Source organism: Niallia circulans (assembly GCF_003726095.1).
Classification (GTDB): Bacteria; Bacillota; Bacilli; order Bacillales; family Cytobacillaceae; genus Niallia; species Niallia circulans_A.
Map to the genome: position 1 here is coordinate 2,002,507 of NZ_CP026031.1, position 17,264 is coordinate 2,019,770.

Sequence of the window (17,264 nt, forward strand, 5' to 3'; positions counted from 1 at the left end):
TTTTTAATTAGATATGGATTCCTTCACCTTTGCCTGTACAATCAATTCATCAAAAACTCTTTTTGTCTCTTCGCCAATTCGATTCCAGCTAAAAAGCTGGCTAACTAATATTTGCCCCTTCTTACCAATTTCTTTACCTACGACTGGATTTTCTAACAAATACTCGATATTCTTTACTAAGTTCTCTGCATTATTTGTTTCCATATATAGTCCTGTTTCTCCATCCTTAATAATTCCTTTTAAGCCGCCTGTCTGGGATACAATCGTTGGAATGGCGAAAACAAGGGATTCTAATGCTACGATTCCAAATGGTTCATAGGAACTTGGTATAACAACTATATCTGCTTGTGCATAGAGTGCATTCTTCTGTTCTTCCTGCAAATAGCCTATTAAATGAACACTTTCTGCTAATTGATGTCTCTCAATAAATTGTTGATATTCGTCATACATTGGACCGATTCCAGCAATAACAAAACATAGATCATTTCGCTTTTTATGCAATTTTCTTGCTGCTTCTAATAATGTTCCAAAGCCTTTTTCTTTTACCATTCTCCCCATGGCAAAAACAACTTTTTTGTTGTCTCTTGAGAAATTATCAACCGGAGCTGCTGAAACGGCTTCCTTTTTCAGCATTTCGACTCCATTGGGAATGATATTAATTTTCGTTTGTTCTACATCAAAAATAGTCATTATCTCATTCTGCATATATTCACTGCACACAATTAAAGAATCAGCTGTGTCTATTAACTGCCTTTCTTGCCTATGGATAAATTTCTGCATTTCCGTATAGATACCACCGTTTCTTCCATGCTCAGTTGCATGGATGGTAGCTATTAAAGGAATATTTAATTGATTCTTTAAAGAAATAGCAGCTGCACCTACTAGCCAATCATGTGCTTGCACTAATTCAAATGTTGTGTTCTTTCCTATCTCTATTGCTTTTTCCCACATTGCTAAATTTAAGCCGCCAATCCAGTGAATAAAGTTTTGCTCTTTACTATAAATCGGCTTAACTCGATAAACAAATAAGCCAGCCTTTTCTTCTACATCTTCTGGATTTTTGTTCATCGCTTGTGCTGTAACAAGATGAACTTCATAGCCATTTTTTATTAAACTATTTGTTAACCCAACTACATGAGCACCAAGACCACCAACTAGATTGGGCGGGTACTCCCAAGATAAGATTAAAATGCTCTTCTTGTTTGTTGGTTCCTTTTGAGACCGAACCGTTTTATGGTTCTGGATTGTTGTATTTAAAATTGGTTGTTCTCTTTCTCTTAAGGAAAGCCAGTCTTTATCGATTGGTCCTATCCAAAATCCGCTTAACTTCTTTGCCGCTTCTAGATGGTTTGTTACTTCTTCACTTGTCCAATTATCTTGATAAAGGAGAGCGCTTAATAACAACCATTCCTTTTCCAATTGCTTTTGCACTCTATTAGTTGCTGGTGGTAAAGAAATTTGTCTCCATTCATGAAGCTCTCTTTCCAAAAATGCTAAAGCAGCATAGAAAGAACTATGTGTAACAACCGCCTCTCCCCCTCTACGTTCTAGGAAGGAAGCACAGAGATGGACACGATCCATTCCTTGACTGAATTGCTTTATATATGTTTCAGGCATGATATGAACCACATAGCCTTCATCATTTAAATAACGAATACTTTTATTCAGCTCGTCTGTTATCTTCACATAGTCAGCTAAATCAATTGATAAGGATAAAATGGACTCATTTATGTATGGAGGATAGGATTCTAGCAAATCTAATAACCATTTATCCCATATTTGTTTCGTTACATTCTCCCCTTTAAAAAGTTGATACAGCTTTTCTTCAACAGGAAAAAACACAATATTATGTGGTGATTCAACTGCAATACCTGTACCGCTTGGTAAGGGATCACTATGATTGATTGTCTTACTGTTAAGATAGCTATAAGAAAAGTTCTCTTTATTCAAATATAAATCTAAACCAGGTGAAAAATTTCCTTCTGGAAACCAGAATCCTGTCGGTCGGTAGTCTAAATAATCATCAATAATAGATAAGCCTATCTCTATTTGTAATTGAATACCTGTACTTGTCGATACATTTGATAAAGGCGAAAAGGAAGCGGGACTTGCCAGCAATTCGATCCGCTTTTCTTGAAGAAGCGACTTAAGGACCTTTAATAGATTTTTTTCTTTTTCTATCCAGAAAGAATACAATTCATCATCGCAACAGTATTTTTCTAAAAATTCTGTTATTTCTTCTCGAAATGACTGCACATCAAGCAGTTCGAGAAAAATTGGCGGCACAACAATTTGAATGGTATATGGAAGTTGATTCTTTTCTGTTTCGAAAAGAAACTTGATAAAGTTAATAGTTTGTGTATATAATTCCTTTTTCTTCTGTTTATCTTTTGAAAAATAGTTCATAAAAGGAATCTTATTAATTACAATCAGCTGAAAATAAGAACCATTCATTTCTTTTTCACATCCTCTTGCTCTTCTAATTCATAATAACTATAAGTGCTTACATGTTCAATCCAATTCGGGACAGAAACATCCCCATTCTCCCACTCCTGTAAATCCTTTGCTAGTTGGCCTGTTTGGTTATGGGCAGTTCTCGGTGTATGCAAGGGATTTGACTGTAATATCGGTAAAAAGGATTGATACACATCAAGAACCCCTATTTCAAAACAAAAACTTCTATTTGGTGATAAGTCCTGTAACACAACTGATTCTTGCCTATTTTCAACAGGCAGAATACGAGAATTATGCGCATTTCTTCCATTATAGATAATGCTAGTTATATCATTAATCTTTACTGCAAGCGAACAAGTTTCCGGATCAATATCATAATAAGTTGAAATTAACTGCCATTTTCCTTCGGGAATTCTCCAAAATATTAATGCAGTGTCTTCTGACGTTAACCAAGCCTCCATCCCATTTTTCTTTGCTAATAAATCAACGCTTGTCCAAAAGCTTTCCGTTATATATGATTCCTGCTTTTGCATTTGGATTGCCTTCTTTTGCTCCTCTGCTTGTCCAACATTCCCATCTTGTTCTTGTTCCTTCACATATTTTTTCCATTGGTACTGAACTTTTCCTACAGTTGAATTTAGTTCGATGGCAATTTTCCGGAAAGACAGTCCTTTACGTCTTAAATTTACAATTTGTTCAATCAATAGAAATTGCACCTCTTTCTAAATTTTATTTATCAAATGTCATTTCATTTCATAGGTGTATGTACCGCAATTTACTAGTATATGCATACAAGATTCCTTTTAGTTCGCTAATTATATCTATTATGTTACCACTGAATGAGTATTGCCACAACGAACAGATTTTGTCGGATTATGCTTAAACATACATACGTTTATTGTAATGGAGCAAAAAATTTTTTTTTGCCTTTTTCCATTAGCTATTACAACATCGATTCGACATATGGTTTTAAAAATTCCAGATGAATTACGACATATTCTTAACTGTTTCGCACATCTATTCGAATATTGTCACCCACGATCTTGATTTAATAGGAATTACCGATAGTTAATGATAAAATATCTTTAGCTTGCATTGTTCTTCTTTAGGTCTCTTATTATTTATATCATTTGAAATGAAGATTTTATTCTGAGGTGAATTATGTTAATTGTAATGTTAGTAATTATAGGAATTTCTTTATTCCTTCTTATTCTGTCTCTTTTCCTTCGTGATCCCATTAAAGATTTACGAGAGGAAATAGATCAGCTTTCCATTCAACAAGTACAAGAGCTATACAAAATAAAAAAGAAATTAAAACTATTAGAAGAAGAGTTAATGATCGGTGAGGAAGATTTTTCTTTAAAGCCATCTTCTACCCTAAAAAAACCATCCGCAATGGAAAGGGATAAACCACAGCCCATTCACGCTATTATTAAAAACCAAGTCTGGACCCTTGCAGCAAGTGGTGTACCAATTGAGCAGATTGCCAGTCAATCTTCCTTATCTATCACTCAAGTTCAGCAAATTATAAAGGAAAGGGTCGAAAAGTAACTAAATGAAAAAACATAGTTTACGTTCATTTGCCATCGGAATGCTCCTTTCAGCAAGCATTATTGGAAGTTTTTATTACTATTTAGAAAATAAAAGTCAAGAACAAGCAACGATAAGTGTATCTGAAGCAACATCCTATCTTCAAACAAAGGGGTTTACTGTGTTAGCAGAGGACGAATATAATAATTTACAAAAGCAAATAGCAGAGAAGAAACAAGAGCAAGCAAAATCAGCAGCAAATGAAAAAGAGAAAACACAAGAAGAGCCAACAGAAGAACAACAAGATAACATTGCCTATACGTTAAAAGTTAAAAGCGGTATGAGCATTTCTGAAATTGCTGAGTTATTATATAAAGAAAAAATCGTCAAAGATCAAGAAGAGTTTGAAACATACTTAATTGATAATGGCTACCATACCAAAATTCAAGTTGGCAGCTTTCCTTTAACTAGTGACATGAGTCATAAAAAAATTGCCGAAACTCTTACAAAATAAACGAACTGGAACATAATTAAATAAGTAATCTAAAAGGTCGAACAATCCATATTTAGCTATTAAGTATAAATGAAGCACACTAATTAGTTAAAAGCTATGAAGTAATGAAACCCCAAATATTATAGAGATGTTGTTAGTATCTCCGTATAATATTTGGGGTGAAATCCTTTGTTCCGGTCTTTTTTTATTTACCAATCATATTGTCTGCCTTTAACTAAATAGAAAATATTTTCAGCTATATTAGTAGTATGATCTGCTGCTCTTTCTAAATAACGACAGACAAATGTCAATTGCGAAATTTGCTGTAAATACTCAGGTTTATTTTTACTAATTTCTAAAAGCTCCACAAACGCTTGTTTATTTAAAGCATCTACCTCATCATCCATTTCCGCGATTTTTCGAGCTAGTTTTGTGTCTTCTTTATTATAAGCATTTAAGGATAAGCGCAGCATTTCGTTAGTAATCCCTAACATTTTTTTAACATGTATCATCGGTTTCACTAATTCTTGATTCCCAATTCGAATAGTAGCTTTTGCAATATTAACAGCAAAATCTGCGATTCTTTCAATATCAGTCGCAATCTTAATTCCAACAATAATCCTTCTTAAATCAATTGCTACAGGTGCCTGCTTCGCAATTAATAGAATCGCAAAGTCATTTATTTCTTCATACAAATGATCAGCCTTTTGATCATCATCAATAATTTCTAAAGCCATTTCTATATTTTGTGTTTCAAGTGCTTCTAATGATCTTTCAAGAGCTTGAATCGAAAATTCACCAAGCTCTGTCAGTTTCTCTTGCAGTTCCTTAAGCCCTGCTTCAAATTTCTCTCTAACTGGCATAGTAAGATCTCCTTTTTCGGAATTAAGCTTAAATAATTATCCAAATCTACCTGTAATATAATCTTCTGTTCTTTTATCCTTTGGATTAGAGAATATTTTATCGGTTACATCAAACTCTATTACTTCTCCATTTAAAAAGAATGCTGTTTTATCAGAGATACGGGCTGCTTGCTGCATATTATGTGTAACAATAATAATGCTGTAGTTTTCTTTTAGTTCTTGAACTAACTCTTCCACTTTTAATGTCGAAATTGGATCAAGTGCAGAGGTTGGCTCATCCATAAGAATAACATCTGGTTCAATTGCAAGACATCTTGCAATACAAAGACGCTGTTGTTGTCCACCAGAAAGTCCATATGCATTTTGGTTTAATCTATCTTTTACTTCATCCCAAATTGCCGCTCCCCTTAAACTTTTCTCGACAATTTCATTTAAAATTTTCTTATCTCGTATCCCATGAATTTTTGGTCCATATGCAACATTTTCATAAATAGATTTGGGAAATGGATTTGGTTTTTGAAAGACCATTCCAACTTTTGTTCTTAGTTCTTCCACTCCGTAATCTTTATCAAAAATATTTCTGCCACGATAATTAATTTCCCCTGAAGTTTTTACACTTGGCACTAATTCAATCATCCGATTTAAAGTTTTGATATATGTTGATTTACCACAGCCTGATGGTCCAATAATAGAAGTTACTTCATTTTCGATAATGTCTAAATCTATATTTTTCAGCGCATGGTTATCCCCATACCACAAATTAAGCTGATTTGTTTTATAAACAGAGTTTTTCACTCTACTGTCTGTAGCATTTATTTCTACTGCTTTTTTAATTTTATCTGCAAAAACTGTACTCATTTGAAGTTCCCCCTACACGTTTAATAACGTTTTTGAAATTTATTTCGAATTAATACTGCAATAGAATTCATTAAAATCAATAAAACTAAAAGAACAATTATTCCTGCTGCTGCAAGACTCTGAAACTCTTCTTGCGGTCTTCCTGTCCAGTTATAGATTTGCATTGGCAGCACTGTAAACATATCAAAAACAGTTCTCGGCAAGAATGCTAGGAATAAAGGTAAACCTAATACTACTAGTGGAGCAGTTTCGCCAATTGCCCGAGAAAGTGCCAATATTCCTCCAGTTAAAATACCTGGTATAGCTGCAGGCATGACTACTCTGACAATTGTCTGCCATTTCGTTGCTCCCATTCCAAGAGAGGCTTCTCTTAATTCACTAGGAACGGATCGAATAGCTTCCTGAGCTGCAACAATAATGATTGGCAATACTAATAAGCTCATTGTTAAGCCTGCTGCAAGGACACTTGTTCCAAGTGTCAAAGCACGAACAAATAGTGTCAATCCTAATAGACCAAAAACAATGGATGGTACACCCGCAAGATTCGATATATTAATCTGAATAAAATTCGTAAATCTATTTTTACTTGCGTATTCTTCTAAATATATCGCCGTGCCCACTCCAATCAAAAGTGATACAGGTGCAACTACCGCCATAAGCCACACTGTTCCTATCAATGCAGTATAGACGCCAGCATTTTCAGGTTTACGGGAAGGTAAGCTTGTTAAAAACTGAAAATCTAAATAGCCAATTCCTTGAGTCAATACTCGATAAAAAAGGACACCAAGAACAATTAAACCAAATAAAGTTGCGCTAAAAAATAATCCTTTCATTATGATGTTTTTCATTAATCTTGGTTTCATTCGCTTAATAACTTCTGAATGGTTTACTAACTTCATCTTAATATTCCTCCCTAAAACGACGAGAAATGTACTGAGCAAGCAGATTCATCAAGAAAGTGAACAGGAATAATGTAAATCCAACCGCATAAATGCTGTAATAAATCGTTGTTCCATATCCTGCATCTCCTTGACTTACTTGAACAATATAGGCTGTCATAGTTTGTATAGATTCTGTTACATTGAAGCTTAGATTAGGTGTACTGCCTCCTGCAACTGCGACAATCATTGTTTCCCCAATTGCTCTTGATAAAGCTAATACAATGGAAGAAACAATTCCAGAAACTGCAGCAGGTAAGACTACCTTTAAAGCAACTTCTAATTTAGTAGAACCCATTGCTAATGCTCCTTCCCGCATTGCTCTGGGAACAGCACTCATTGCATCTTCTGATAAAGAAGCAATCATTGGCGTAATCATAATCCCAATAACAATTCCTGGACTTAAAGCATTAAACATTTCTAAAGAAGGAATAATGGATCTAAGTAATGGTGTTATAAATGTTAAAGCGAAAAAACCGTAGACAATTGTTGGAATACCAGCAAGTACTTCTAAAATTGGCTTAATTATTCTTCTTGTTCTATCACTCGCGTATTCACTTAAAAAAATGGCAGATGCCAACCCTATTGGCACAGCAACAATCCCAGCAATCAGCGTTACTTTTAACGTTCCAGACACAAGTGGCATGATTCCAAAAGAACCTGGATCAGAAAATGGATACCATGATTTACTTGTTAAGAACTCTTTTATATTCACTCTTTCGAAAAAAGTAAATGTTTCCATTACTAATGTAAATAGAATACCGAGCGTCGTTAATACCGAAAAGATTGCAGTAATCAATAATACTTTAGGCATAATTTTTTCTAACAGCTTACTTAAATTATTTTTTTGTTTTTTTTCAGCAATTAATTCTTGTACAGATCTTGCATGCACATTTGTCGTTTGTTTAATCATGCTTTTAAGTCCCCCTTAATCCAACAGCAAGATGGAAAGCTAAGTACAAAGCTTTCCATCAAAACTTATTACTTAAGTCCTTCGATTAATTCTAAATCTTTTTTGTATTCCTCATCTGGCAATTTTACATAGCCTACATCTTCTGATAAGTCAGCCGCATTTTCAATCATGAATTCTACAAAATCAGCTACTTCATCTTTTTTCACCGATTCATTTTTTACATAAGTGAATAATGGTCTTGATAATGGGGAATATTCGCCACTTTCAACCGTTTCATTTGTTGGTTCAACCGGGCCGTTCCCTCCGTCGATTGGTACTACTTTCAACTTATCTTTGTTTTCAGCATAATAAGCATAGCCAAAGTATCCAATTGCGTTTTTATCGCCTGTTACCCCTTGTACTAAAATATTATCGTCTTCTGATAATGTCGCTGCTTTAGCAATTGGCTGCTCTTCTAAAATCACTTCGTCAAAATAATCGAATGTTCCAGAATCAGTTCCTGGAGAATAATATTTAATTTCTTCTTCTGGCCATCCTTCACGGATATCAGACCATTTTTTTGTTGTACCATCTTCAAGCCAGATTTTCTTTAATTCATCTAATGTTAAGTGGTCAACCCATGTGTTATCTTTATTCACTACAACAGATAAACCGTCATATGCTAATCTTAATTCTGTATAGTCAATTCCTTTTGATTCTAACTCTGATTTTTCTTCATCCTTAATTGGACGGGATGCATTACTGAAATCTGTTTCCCCTGCAATAAATGCTTTGAAGCCGCCACCTGTACCAGATGATGCTACAGAAACTTTCACGTTTGGCTGCTCTGCTTGGTATTCTTCAACGATTGCTTCCATAATTGGATATACAGTTGATGAACCGTCTAATTTTATTTGGCCAGATAATTGTTCAGTTCCATTATCTTTTGATGAATCAGATGACTTAGATGAACTGGCATCGTTATTTCCACCACACGCTGATAATGCTAACATTGTTCCAATCATTGCTGTCAATCCTACTGTTTTAAGGCTCTTCATTTTTCTCTTTACCCCCTAAGGATGCTTGTTTTGTTTACAAGATAACTATAAGACTTTAGTATTAACTTGGTTTTAACTATTTGTAAATCAATGTAAACACATTGTAAATTTAGAGGGTTTTCGCCCTATTTTTGTTAATTGGGGTATTCCTTGTTTTTTTTATAAAAAAAGGACAAAACTAGTAAATGGTAGTTTTGTCCTTTTTGATCCTATTATTTGTCTTTTTTCTCTTCTTTTTGTCTTTCTTTTTTCAAATCAAAGTACGCATCCAATACACGTTCCCCGATTTTCTTATTGGAACCATTATCTACACTTCCTTGGTATGCCCATGGAACCATTACAGCCATTGCTACTTCTGGGTTATCGGAAGGTGCGTAGCTGATTAAGCTTAGATTCATAACTTGCGGCGGTTCTTTTCCATACTCACTGCGAGAAGGTCCATCGTAAAATGCCTCTGCTGTCCCTGTTTTTGCCGCAGGTGAATAATCCTTCCCACCTAGATTAGAATAAGCAGTACCTTTTGGAGTTTGTGCCACCATTTTAAATCCTTGCTGCACTCGTTTGATCCATTCAGGTTTAACATCAACCTTATTTAATACTTTGGGTTTAACTGTTTCTACTACTGGTCCAAGTGTACTGTCATCTGCCACTGGTTCGCGAATCTCTTTTACAATATGCGGTTCCATTCTGTTCCCGCCATTAGCAATGGTTGAAACATATTGTGCAAGCTGCATATTCGAATACGTATCATATTGTCCAATGGATAAATCCAGTAAGAAACCTGGTAATGTATCTTGTCCTTTAAAGCCAACTTGCTCATTCGGCAAATCAATACCAGTACGGATTCCAAGTCCATATTGGGCAAATTCATTTCTCACTAACGAAAAGTCAGCTAATGAAACAGATAGTGGTTTACCGTAAACATAGTTAGCACCAGCCATCTTCATCACCGTTCTAAACATATAAACATTGGATGAGCGTTGTAAAGCGGTAAGATCGCTGATTGGCCCCATAGTTGTCCACGATTTTTTGGTAGTATTTCCAATTTTCACAGGAGTATCATTCCATACGGTGCCAGGAGAAATGGCTCCTGTTTTATAACCAGTTAAGACAGTTGCACCTTTGACAACAGAACCTACGTTGTAAGTGGTTGTAATATTACCAAGCGCGTCATCTTGAACTTCCATTTTACCTGTTTTATCATTTCTCACTAGTCGTTTCCCTGCCATTGACAGGACATCCCCTGTATTTGGATTCATTAACACAACATAGGCTCGATCAAGTAATTTAGTTCCCGCAAATGTTTTTGCTTTTTTTAATTCTTCCTCAATGATTTTTTCTATTTTTAATTGAAGTTCCATGTCGATTGATAGAACCAGATCATTACCGCGTTTTCCTTCTGTAATGACGTCGGTACTGACTATATTACCTTTTTTGTCTGTTTTATTGCGAATTTTCTCTTTTTGCCCTTTTAGAACATCCTCATATTGAAGTTCTAAGTAACTGGTACCGACCCGATCATTTCTACTATATCCTCTAGAAACATAATAATCTAATTTCTCTGCCGGCAGTCCTCTTTCGGCGGAGCTTACATTCCCTAAAACAGATTTTAGCGTATCTCCAAACGAATAGGATCTCTCCCAGTCTGTTGTGGTACCTACACCAGGTAAGGCTTCTAAATTTTCACTAACTACAGCAAATTCTTTGTCGCTTACCTCTTTATTTTTGACCATTTGCGGTGTTAGTTTGTATCCGCTGATAAACTCACGATAGATAGCTAACACTTCTAAATCATGATTAGTAAGTGTTTTTATATCCTCTTCGGTAATCCGATCAAGCTGCAATTGATACACTTGCTTATTATATTCCTCTTGATCTGGATACTTCTCAGCTAAAGCTTTTTTTTCCTTTTCAGTGACTTTCTTTTCCGCTTCTTTTTTATTTTTTATAATCCAATAGTCTTTTTTCTCGCGCTCCGTCACCTTTTTCGTATCTTTCATAATATATTTTGATAGTAATTCAGCGGTTTTGAGCATATCTTCTTGTTTCGCACCAGAATTCGTATAAGTAATTGCTTTTTCTGCTACATTATCTACTATCACTTTTCCTGTTGCATCATACATTTTGCCACGTGGCACAGAGGTATTTACTGTAACATCTTCTGTTTTCTCTAATTCTCTTTTATAATCCTCACCATAAACAATCTGCACAAAGCCTAGACGCAGAATCAATGCGGAGAATAATAAAAAGACAAAAAAGAAAATAATATTAAGACGTACAGGTATCGTTTTTTTCTTTTTCTTTTTTCCCAACGTTTAATCACACTTTCCTTCGATATTCTTTTTCTATTGTAATAGAAAATCGTAGATTATTCTATTAATAACTAATTGGAATAATATGCTAGGATTATTGACTGTATCAAACCATGCTATAACTTACTCTGTTATTCATTAATATGAGAGTAAATACCTCTATATATCCACGTTTCTTTTATCCAAAAAAAACCAAAAACACTATCTAAAAGGCAGTAACGACTATACCCATAGATAATGTTTTTTATTTATGAATCTCTTAAACTATTCTTTTTCTTTCTTTAATTCAAAATATTTGTCCATAACACGCTTTCCGATAGTTAAGTTTGGTGATGGTCCATTGTTGGTTGTGTACACCCAAGGGACTATTACAGCCATAGCAACCTCTGGGTTTTCGGAAGGCGCATAGGTGATTAAGCTTAAATTCATAACCTCAGGTGGTGGGACATCATGATTAGTTCTTAATGGACCAGTATAATACTCCTGTGCAGTTCCAGTTTTACCGGCTGGTCTATATGGTGCTCCTATAAAAGCTGAACCTGTTCCTCCTGGTTGCATAACCATTCGAAAACCAGTTTGAACTTGTTCAATCCAGCCTGGTTTTAAATCTAATTTATTTAAAACTTTGGGTTGAATTTCTTGCACAATTGGACCTAACTTCTTATCTCCATGAGCTGATTCTCTTATTTCCTTCACAAGTCTAGGTTGAATTCGATAGCCTCCATTAGCAATGGTAGAGGCGTATTGAGCTAATTGCATATTCGTGTATGTATCATATTGCCCGATGGAGAGGAACATTAAATTACCAGGAACTGTTATATCTTGTCCTTTAAAGCCAGCCATCTCATTCGGTAAATCGATTCCTGTTCTTACCCCTAAGCCAAATTCACTAAAAGAATTTCTAATTTTATCCCATGCAGCAGGATCCACGTTTAATGTTTGTCCTGGTCTCGTATAGCTCTCCTTCCCTATTGCTAAAGCTACTTTTGCCATATATACGTTAGAGGACTTTTTTAATGCAGTCAAATCATTCATATTCCCCATAGCGAGCTTGAATGCGACTTAAAATCGGGCGAACCCTTGATTTTAATTACCTCATCTCGTAACACCGAATAGGGTCGAATAACGCCTTCCTTATAGCCAGTTAAAACCATTGCTCCCTTAACAGCTGACCCAACATTATAAGAAGTAGTAATATTTCCTAACGCAAAATCCTGCACAACTTGCTTTCCTGTTTTATCGTCTTTATCTAACTGCTTTCCGGCCATCGTTAATATTTCGCCCGTATGCGGATCTATCAATACGACAAATGCTCTATCTAAATATTGAGTGCCAGCATAGCCATATTTCGTCTTTTTCAGCTCTTCTTCAATAATTTTCTCCACTTCTAACTGTAATTTCATATCAATTGTTAAAACTAAGTCATTACCGGCAGCTCCGTTGGAAATCACTTCCGAATTAACAATTTCATCTTTTTTATCTTTGATAAATTTAACTTTCTTTTTTTGTCCTTTTAAAATATCTTCATATTGTTTTTCTAAATAGCTTAGTCCGACTCTATCGTTCATGCTATAGCCTTTAGCGATATAGCTGTCTTTTTCTTCTGCTGGAACGCCTCTTTGTGAAGTACTGACATTCCCTAATACGGTTTTTAATGTCGAACCAAAATCATATTTTCTGTCCCAGTCTCGAACTGTATCGACACCTGGCAGTTTGTCCAAATTTTCACTGATTATAGCGATTTCCTTATCAGTAACACCTTCATTTTTAACAATATGTGGTGTATAGTAATATCCGCTTTGAAATTCGCGATAAATAGCTAATGTTTCCATATCTAGATCTGTAAGTGTGTTTAAATCCGCTTCTGTTATTCGCTCACGTAAAAGCTCATCATATGCTTTTTGGTATTCTTTATTGTCATCCTTATGTTGTTGTTGTAGTTTCTCATTTTCTTTTTTGGATATTTTCTTCTTTGCTTCTTTCGGATGAATGAGAATCCAGTAATCCTTTTTATCTCTTTCTGATATTTTTTTTAGATCTTTTTCACTGTCCATCTTAATAATTTTTGCTAATTCTTCAGCGGTATCCCGCATTTCATTCGGTTTATATTTTTTCCAATTCGTATAGGTAATCGCATTTTTTCCGACATTACTTACAATGCTTTTTCCCGTTCGATCATAAATTTCTCCTCTTGGAACAGATGTGCTGATAGTAATGTCCTCTTTTTTCTCGACTTGCTTTTTATATTCATCTCCATAAACAATTTGGACAAATCCTAATCTTAAAATAAGTGCTGAAAACAATAAAAATACCGCAAAGAAGATAATATTTACCCTTAAAGGTATTGGATTTCTCTTTTTTTTCTTTTTTTCCCCCACGATCGATCCCACCTTTTCCTCCAAAACTTTCCTATTTTCTATTTTAAAGGAAATTTACAAAGATTACTATATGATTATTTTATATTTAACTGAATACTCTTTTCTCAACTTATTGATAAAGCAAAAAAAGGATCTGTAAATATGACAAATCCTTTTTTTGCTTTATGCCGTTTTCCATCTAATCTTTCGAGCAAAGAAATAGATCAGAGAATGTCCGCTCCCAAGTATAAATAACAGTATTGGGATTACTTTATTTGGATTGAATACACTGACGCCAATGATAAAAAGAATAACCGATAAAAGTCTTCCCAAATTGAGAAATAATTCTCTCACTACTATATATTCTATTCTCATTTCTCCTGCTTTCCAGCCTTTTCCGATAACATCAAAAGTCAAGCTGGTGTAAGGTACTAAAATCAGTGGGTAAGCAATAGCTATTATACCTGCATAAATCAATAATTTCGTATAAGAAAAGTCAAAAACAATAATAAACATCGATAAGAATAACATTATTCCGCCAATTAAAATGGACTTATTACGATTCTTATTTTTGACTGTCCTTGAAACAACATAATAGGCAATAAAGGAAATTCCTGAATTGATCAACCCAAATTTTCCTAAAGCCAATTCACTATCTGTTGCTATATAAACAAAGACAGTTATTATAAATGCAAAGACACCTTCTCGTAAACCTTGGAAAAAATGGGCATTCGTAATCAATTTCCAGTTATAATTATGTTTTCTCTCTTTGACAATTCTTTTAAAAAAATATTTACCTTCTGCTGGCCGTCTTTTTAGAAAGAAACTTGAAACAACTGCGAGAAGAAAAAGCCCAAGAGACATTCCAAAAACAATCATATACCCTGTTGACTTCGTGAGCTGGGAGATAATATATCCTGCAATCATTGGTCCAATCATTCCAGCAACAGAATTTAACAATCCTAAAAAACCATTAAAGAAATCTCTCGTATCTGGTTCTGTCACTTCAAAAGTTAAGACATTATAAGCTAACCAATAAAATCCGTTGCCAATTCCAAGAATGGCTCCCAGTACTAACAGAAACGTTGATGCTTTATCTCCTATTAATAATACTGTTAAATAGAAGATGGTAAGGAAAGCTACTCCAATTCGAAATACAATAACTCGATCAATTTTCTTCGCCCATCTGCCAGCAAGTGTAAAGGTAAATAGCTGCAACAAGATTATCGCAAGATTATACAAGCCTAAATCTCTAAATTCACCTGATTGTTTCCATAAAAACACGTTAACGAAAGTATTAGAAAGTGCTACACTAAGTGAGTACAGCCCCCCTGTAAGCAACAAAATTTTCAAGTCTTTTGTTAGCTCTACATCACCTATTAATTTTCCTATTTTCATCATAGAAACTCCCCTTTGTTCTAGAGTAGTTTCTAACAAAACAAATTTCGTTATGCATTATATATAAAAACTAACAATTATGAAAATAAGACCAAATTATGATAAATAAAATGGGACAAAAAAACCTGTAAGCAATTTATGCTTACAGGTTTTTACATTTCTATTTCTTATTTTGCAGCAGCAAAACGTTTAGCTACTTCATCCCAGTTAATAACATTGAAAAATGCATTAATGTATTCAGGACGACGGTTTTGATAATTTAAGTAGTATGCATGCTCCCAAACATCTAATCCTAAAACAGGTGTTTTACCTTCCATTAATGGATTATCTTGATTTGGTGTGCTAGTAACTTCTAATTCACCGTTGTTCACAACTAGCCAAGCCCAACCAGAGCCAAAACGAGTTGTAGCAGCTTTTGAAAATTCTTCTTTAAAGTTTTCAAAGCTTCCAAACTTGCTGTCAATAGCAGCAGCTAAATCACCAGTTGGTTGACCGCCACCATTTGGAGAAATTACTTCCCAGAATAATGAATGGTTTGCATGACCGCCACCATTGTTACGAACTGCAGTGCGAGCAGATTCTGGAACTGCATCAAGATTAGATACAAGCTCTTCCACTGTTTTAGAAAGTAATTCATCATTTCCTTCTAATGCATTGTTTAAATTTGTCACATAAGTATTGTGATGTTTCGTATGGTGAATGTTCATCGTTTCTTTATCAATGTGTGGTTCTAATGCATCATAAGCGTAAGGTAATTGTGGTAATGAATAAGCCATGTCTAATTCCTCCTAATATTTTATGTATTATGTTCTTCCCTCTAATAGTTTGCCCTATTCCGACAATTATTATATGAGAAGGCCTTTAACAATACATTATCAAATAAAGTGCTTACTTTCAATCAATTTGCTTGAAAAGATTCCCTCTTTAAAGTACCCATTTGTTATTATTTTAAAACATCTGAATAAATGAGCTTAAACACCTAATGCCAATTGCCTTTTTCCTTTCGCGTTCAGCAAGTAGAAAATCATTTTATTGCTTTAAATTTTTAACTTTCTCTCTTGGAATTCTTAAGTAATAATGCTTATATTCTCTTGTGATTAACATCACCCCAAAGAATTACCTATTTATAAATATACTAATTATATCTAAAACTTCTCCTTGAATAAGTTCGTTAAATTGTCATTTTTCCATTTTCGCCCTATGCATCAACATTCCTGATATTCCTAAATATTATTACACTTTCTCCTATTCCAATATATCCCATTTTCAGATTGACAAATATTTCACAATGTTTTTTAATCAAGGAAAGAGGCTTTTTAGAGGAGTGCTTTCCTATGAATGAAGTGCAGCTATCATTATATAGTTTACTTATACAACATTTTTTTGAGATTGAAAAAATAGAGCATATAAAAAAAGGGACTTTACTTTTCCAAGAAAAAGACCCTGTCCAAAAGATATATATATTATTAAATGGAACCATTTCGCTTGGAAGAGTACACGAAAAAGGAAAAGAATTCGTCATTAAAATCCTTCATGATGAGGAGTTGTTAGTAGAATATCAATTATTTAAACATTCTCCTAAATACTATTTTTTTGCGAAAAGTATGACTGATTGTGATGTCCTTGCTATAGATCGAACAGAATTTGAACAATTAGCATTAAAAGATCCAGTCTTATTAACTTCTATTACAAGTTGGTTAAGTACAGGCTATCTAAAAGCACATATGAAATGCCAAGATCTTATTATGAATGGAAAAAAAGGGGGACTTTACAGTATTTTAATCCGATTATGTCATTCCTTTGGAATAAAAAATAATGAAGGAATTTTGATTGATATCCCTATCACTCATCAAGAATTAGCAAACTTAACTTTTGGAACACGAGAAGTGATTCAACGAATATTAAAAGATTTAAGAGAAAGGGAAGTAATAGACTATAGCAACCAAAAAATCACCGTGAAAAACCTTGCCTATTTAAAAAGAGCAGTTGATTGTCAAAACTGTCCGGTCGATATTTGTGGACTTAATTAAAAGAAGCTGATATACCATTACTTCAAACAAATAGTTACCCGAACAAGTATCTGAAGATGCCAATGCTTTCGAATAATCGTT

Annotated in this window: 15 protein-coding genes; 3 read left to right on the forward strand and 12 right to left on the reverse strand. The window is 34.3% G+C overall.

Annotated elements, in window-relative coordinates:
* Positions 1 to 3 precede the first annotated feature (3 nt).
* Together C2I06_RS09770 and C2I06_RS09775 are read right to left on the reverse strand one after the other, a co-directional pair.
* Positions 4 to 2,454, reverse strand: a complete 2,451-nt coding sequence (locus C2I06_RS09770; protein ID WP_095333891.1) for a glycosyltransferase — start codon at positions 2,452 to 2,454, stop codon at positions 4 to 6.
* Entirely contained in the window at positions 2,451 to 3,158 is a 708-nt protein-coding gene (locus tag C2I06_RS09775) for a DUF4912 domain-containing protein (protein WP_095333889.1), read from the reverse strand. Before C2I06_RS09775 ends, C2I06_RS09770 begins: the two co-directional genes overlap by 4 nt.
* A gap of 457 nt (positions 3,159 to 3,615) precedes the next feature.
* Between C2I06_RS09775 and C2I06_RS09780 the strand changes: the two genes are divergently transcribed.
* Together C2I06_RS09780 and C2I06_RS09785 are read left to right on the forward strand one after the other, a co-directional pair.
* Complete coding sequence (locus C2I06_RS09780) at positions 3,616 to 4,005, forward strand: hypothetical protein (protein ID WP_095333887.1); 390 nt, start codon at positions 3,616 to 3,618, stop codon at positions 4,003 to 4,005.
* A gap of 4 nt (positions 4,006 to 4,009) precedes the next feature.
* The gene (locus C2I06_RS09785; RefSeq protein WP_095333885.1) at positions 4,010 to 4,498 is read left to right on the forward strand and encodes an endolytic transglycosylase MltG; all 489 of its coding nucleotides are present in this window, start codon (positions 4,010 to 4,012) and stop codon (positions 4,496 to 4,498) included.
* Positions 4,499 to 4,686: 188 nt separating this feature from the next.
* Here the strand turns inward: C2I06_RS09785 and phoU are convergent, their stop codons facing one another.
* From phoU to C2I06_RS09830, 10 genes are all read right to left on the reverse strand, one after another.
* Positions 4,687 to 5,340 (reverse strand): phosphate signaling complex protein PhoU, encoded by a 654-nt coding sequence (gene phoU / locus C2I06_RS09790; protein ID WP_095333883.1) that lies wholly within the window; start codon positions 5,338 to 5,340, stop codon positions 4,687 to 4,689.
* Between the two features lie 36 nt (positions 5,341 to 5,376).
* The gene (pstB, locus tag C2I06_RS09795) at positions 5,377 to 6,198 is read right to left on the reverse strand and encodes a phosphate ABC transporter ATP-binding protein PstB (RefSeq protein ID WP_095333881.1); all 822 of its coding nucleotides are present in this window, start codon (positions 6,196 to 6,198) and stop codon (positions 5,377 to 5,379) included.
* Positions 6,199 to 6,218: 20 nt separating this feature from the next.
* Positions 6,219 to 7,097, reverse strand: a complete 879-nt coding sequence (gene pstA / locus C2I06_RS09800; RefSeq protein ID WP_123257985.1) for a phosphate ABC transporter permease PstA — start codon at positions 7,095 to 7,097, stop codon at positions 6,219 to 6,221.
* 1 nt (position 7,098) lies between these two features.
* On the reverse strand, positions 7,099 to 8,049 hold the full coding sequence (gene pstC, locus C2I06_RS09805) for a phosphate ABC transporter permease subunit PstC (RefSeq protein ID WP_123257986.1): 951 nt from the start codon (positions 8,047 to 8,049) through the stop codon (positions 7,099 to 7,101).
* Positions 8,050 to 8,117: 68 nt separating this feature from the next.
* Entirely contained in the window at positions 8,118 to 9,086 is a 969-nt protein-coding gene (locus C2I06_RS09810) for a PstS family phosphate ABC transporter substrate-binding protein (RefSeq protein WP_095333875.1), read from the reverse strand.
* Positions 9,087 to 9,298: 212 nt separating this feature from the next.
* Positions 9,299 to 11,398, reverse strand: coding sequence for a peptidoglycan D,D-transpeptidase FtsI family protein (locus C2I06_RS09815; RefSeq protein WP_095333873.1), 2,100 nt, complete (start codon positions 11,396 to 11,398; stop codon positions 9,299 to 9,301).
* A 264-nt stretch (positions 11,399 to 11,662) separates the two neighbouring features.
* A complete protein-coding gene (locus C2I06_RS25940; protein ID WP_338134281.1) occupies positions 11,663 to 12,424 on the reverse strand; it encodes a penicillin-binding transpeptidase domain-containing protein in 762 nt (253 codons plus the stop codon).
* Between the two features lie 5 nt (positions 12,425 to 12,429).
* The gene (locus C2I06_RS25945; protein WP_338134282.1) at positions 12,430 to 13,776 is read right to left on the reverse strand and encodes a penicillin-binding transpeptidase domain-containing protein; all 1,347 of its coding nucleotides are present in this window, start codon (positions 13,774 to 13,776) and stop codon (positions 12,430 to 12,432) included.
* Between the two features lie 162 nt (positions 13,777 to 13,938).
* Entirely contained in the window at positions 13,939 to 15,156 is a 1,218-nt protein-coding gene (locus C2I06_RS09825) for an MFS transporter (protein WP_095333870.1), read from the reverse strand.
* A 164-nt stretch (positions 15,157 to 15,320) separates the two neighbouring features.
* Positions 15,321 to 15,929 carry a superoxide dismutase gene (locus C2I06_RS09830; RefSeq protein WP_095333868.1) on the reverse strand — a complete coding sequence of 203 codons (609 nt, stop codon included), beginning with the start codon at positions 15,927 to 15,929 and terminating at the stop codon, positions 15,321 to 15,323.
* A gap of 558 nt (positions 15,930 to 16,487) precedes the next feature.
* Between C2I06_RS09830 and C2I06_RS09835 the strand changes: the two genes are divergently transcribed.
* Positions 16,488 to 17,183: a Crp/Fnr family transcriptional regulator gene (locus tag C2I06_RS09835; protein WP_095320794.1), complete on the forward strand. Its 696-nt coding sequence runs from the start codon at positions 16,488 to 16,490 to the stop codon at positions 17,181 to 17,183.
* Positions 17,184 to 17,264: the final 81 nt, after the last annotated feature.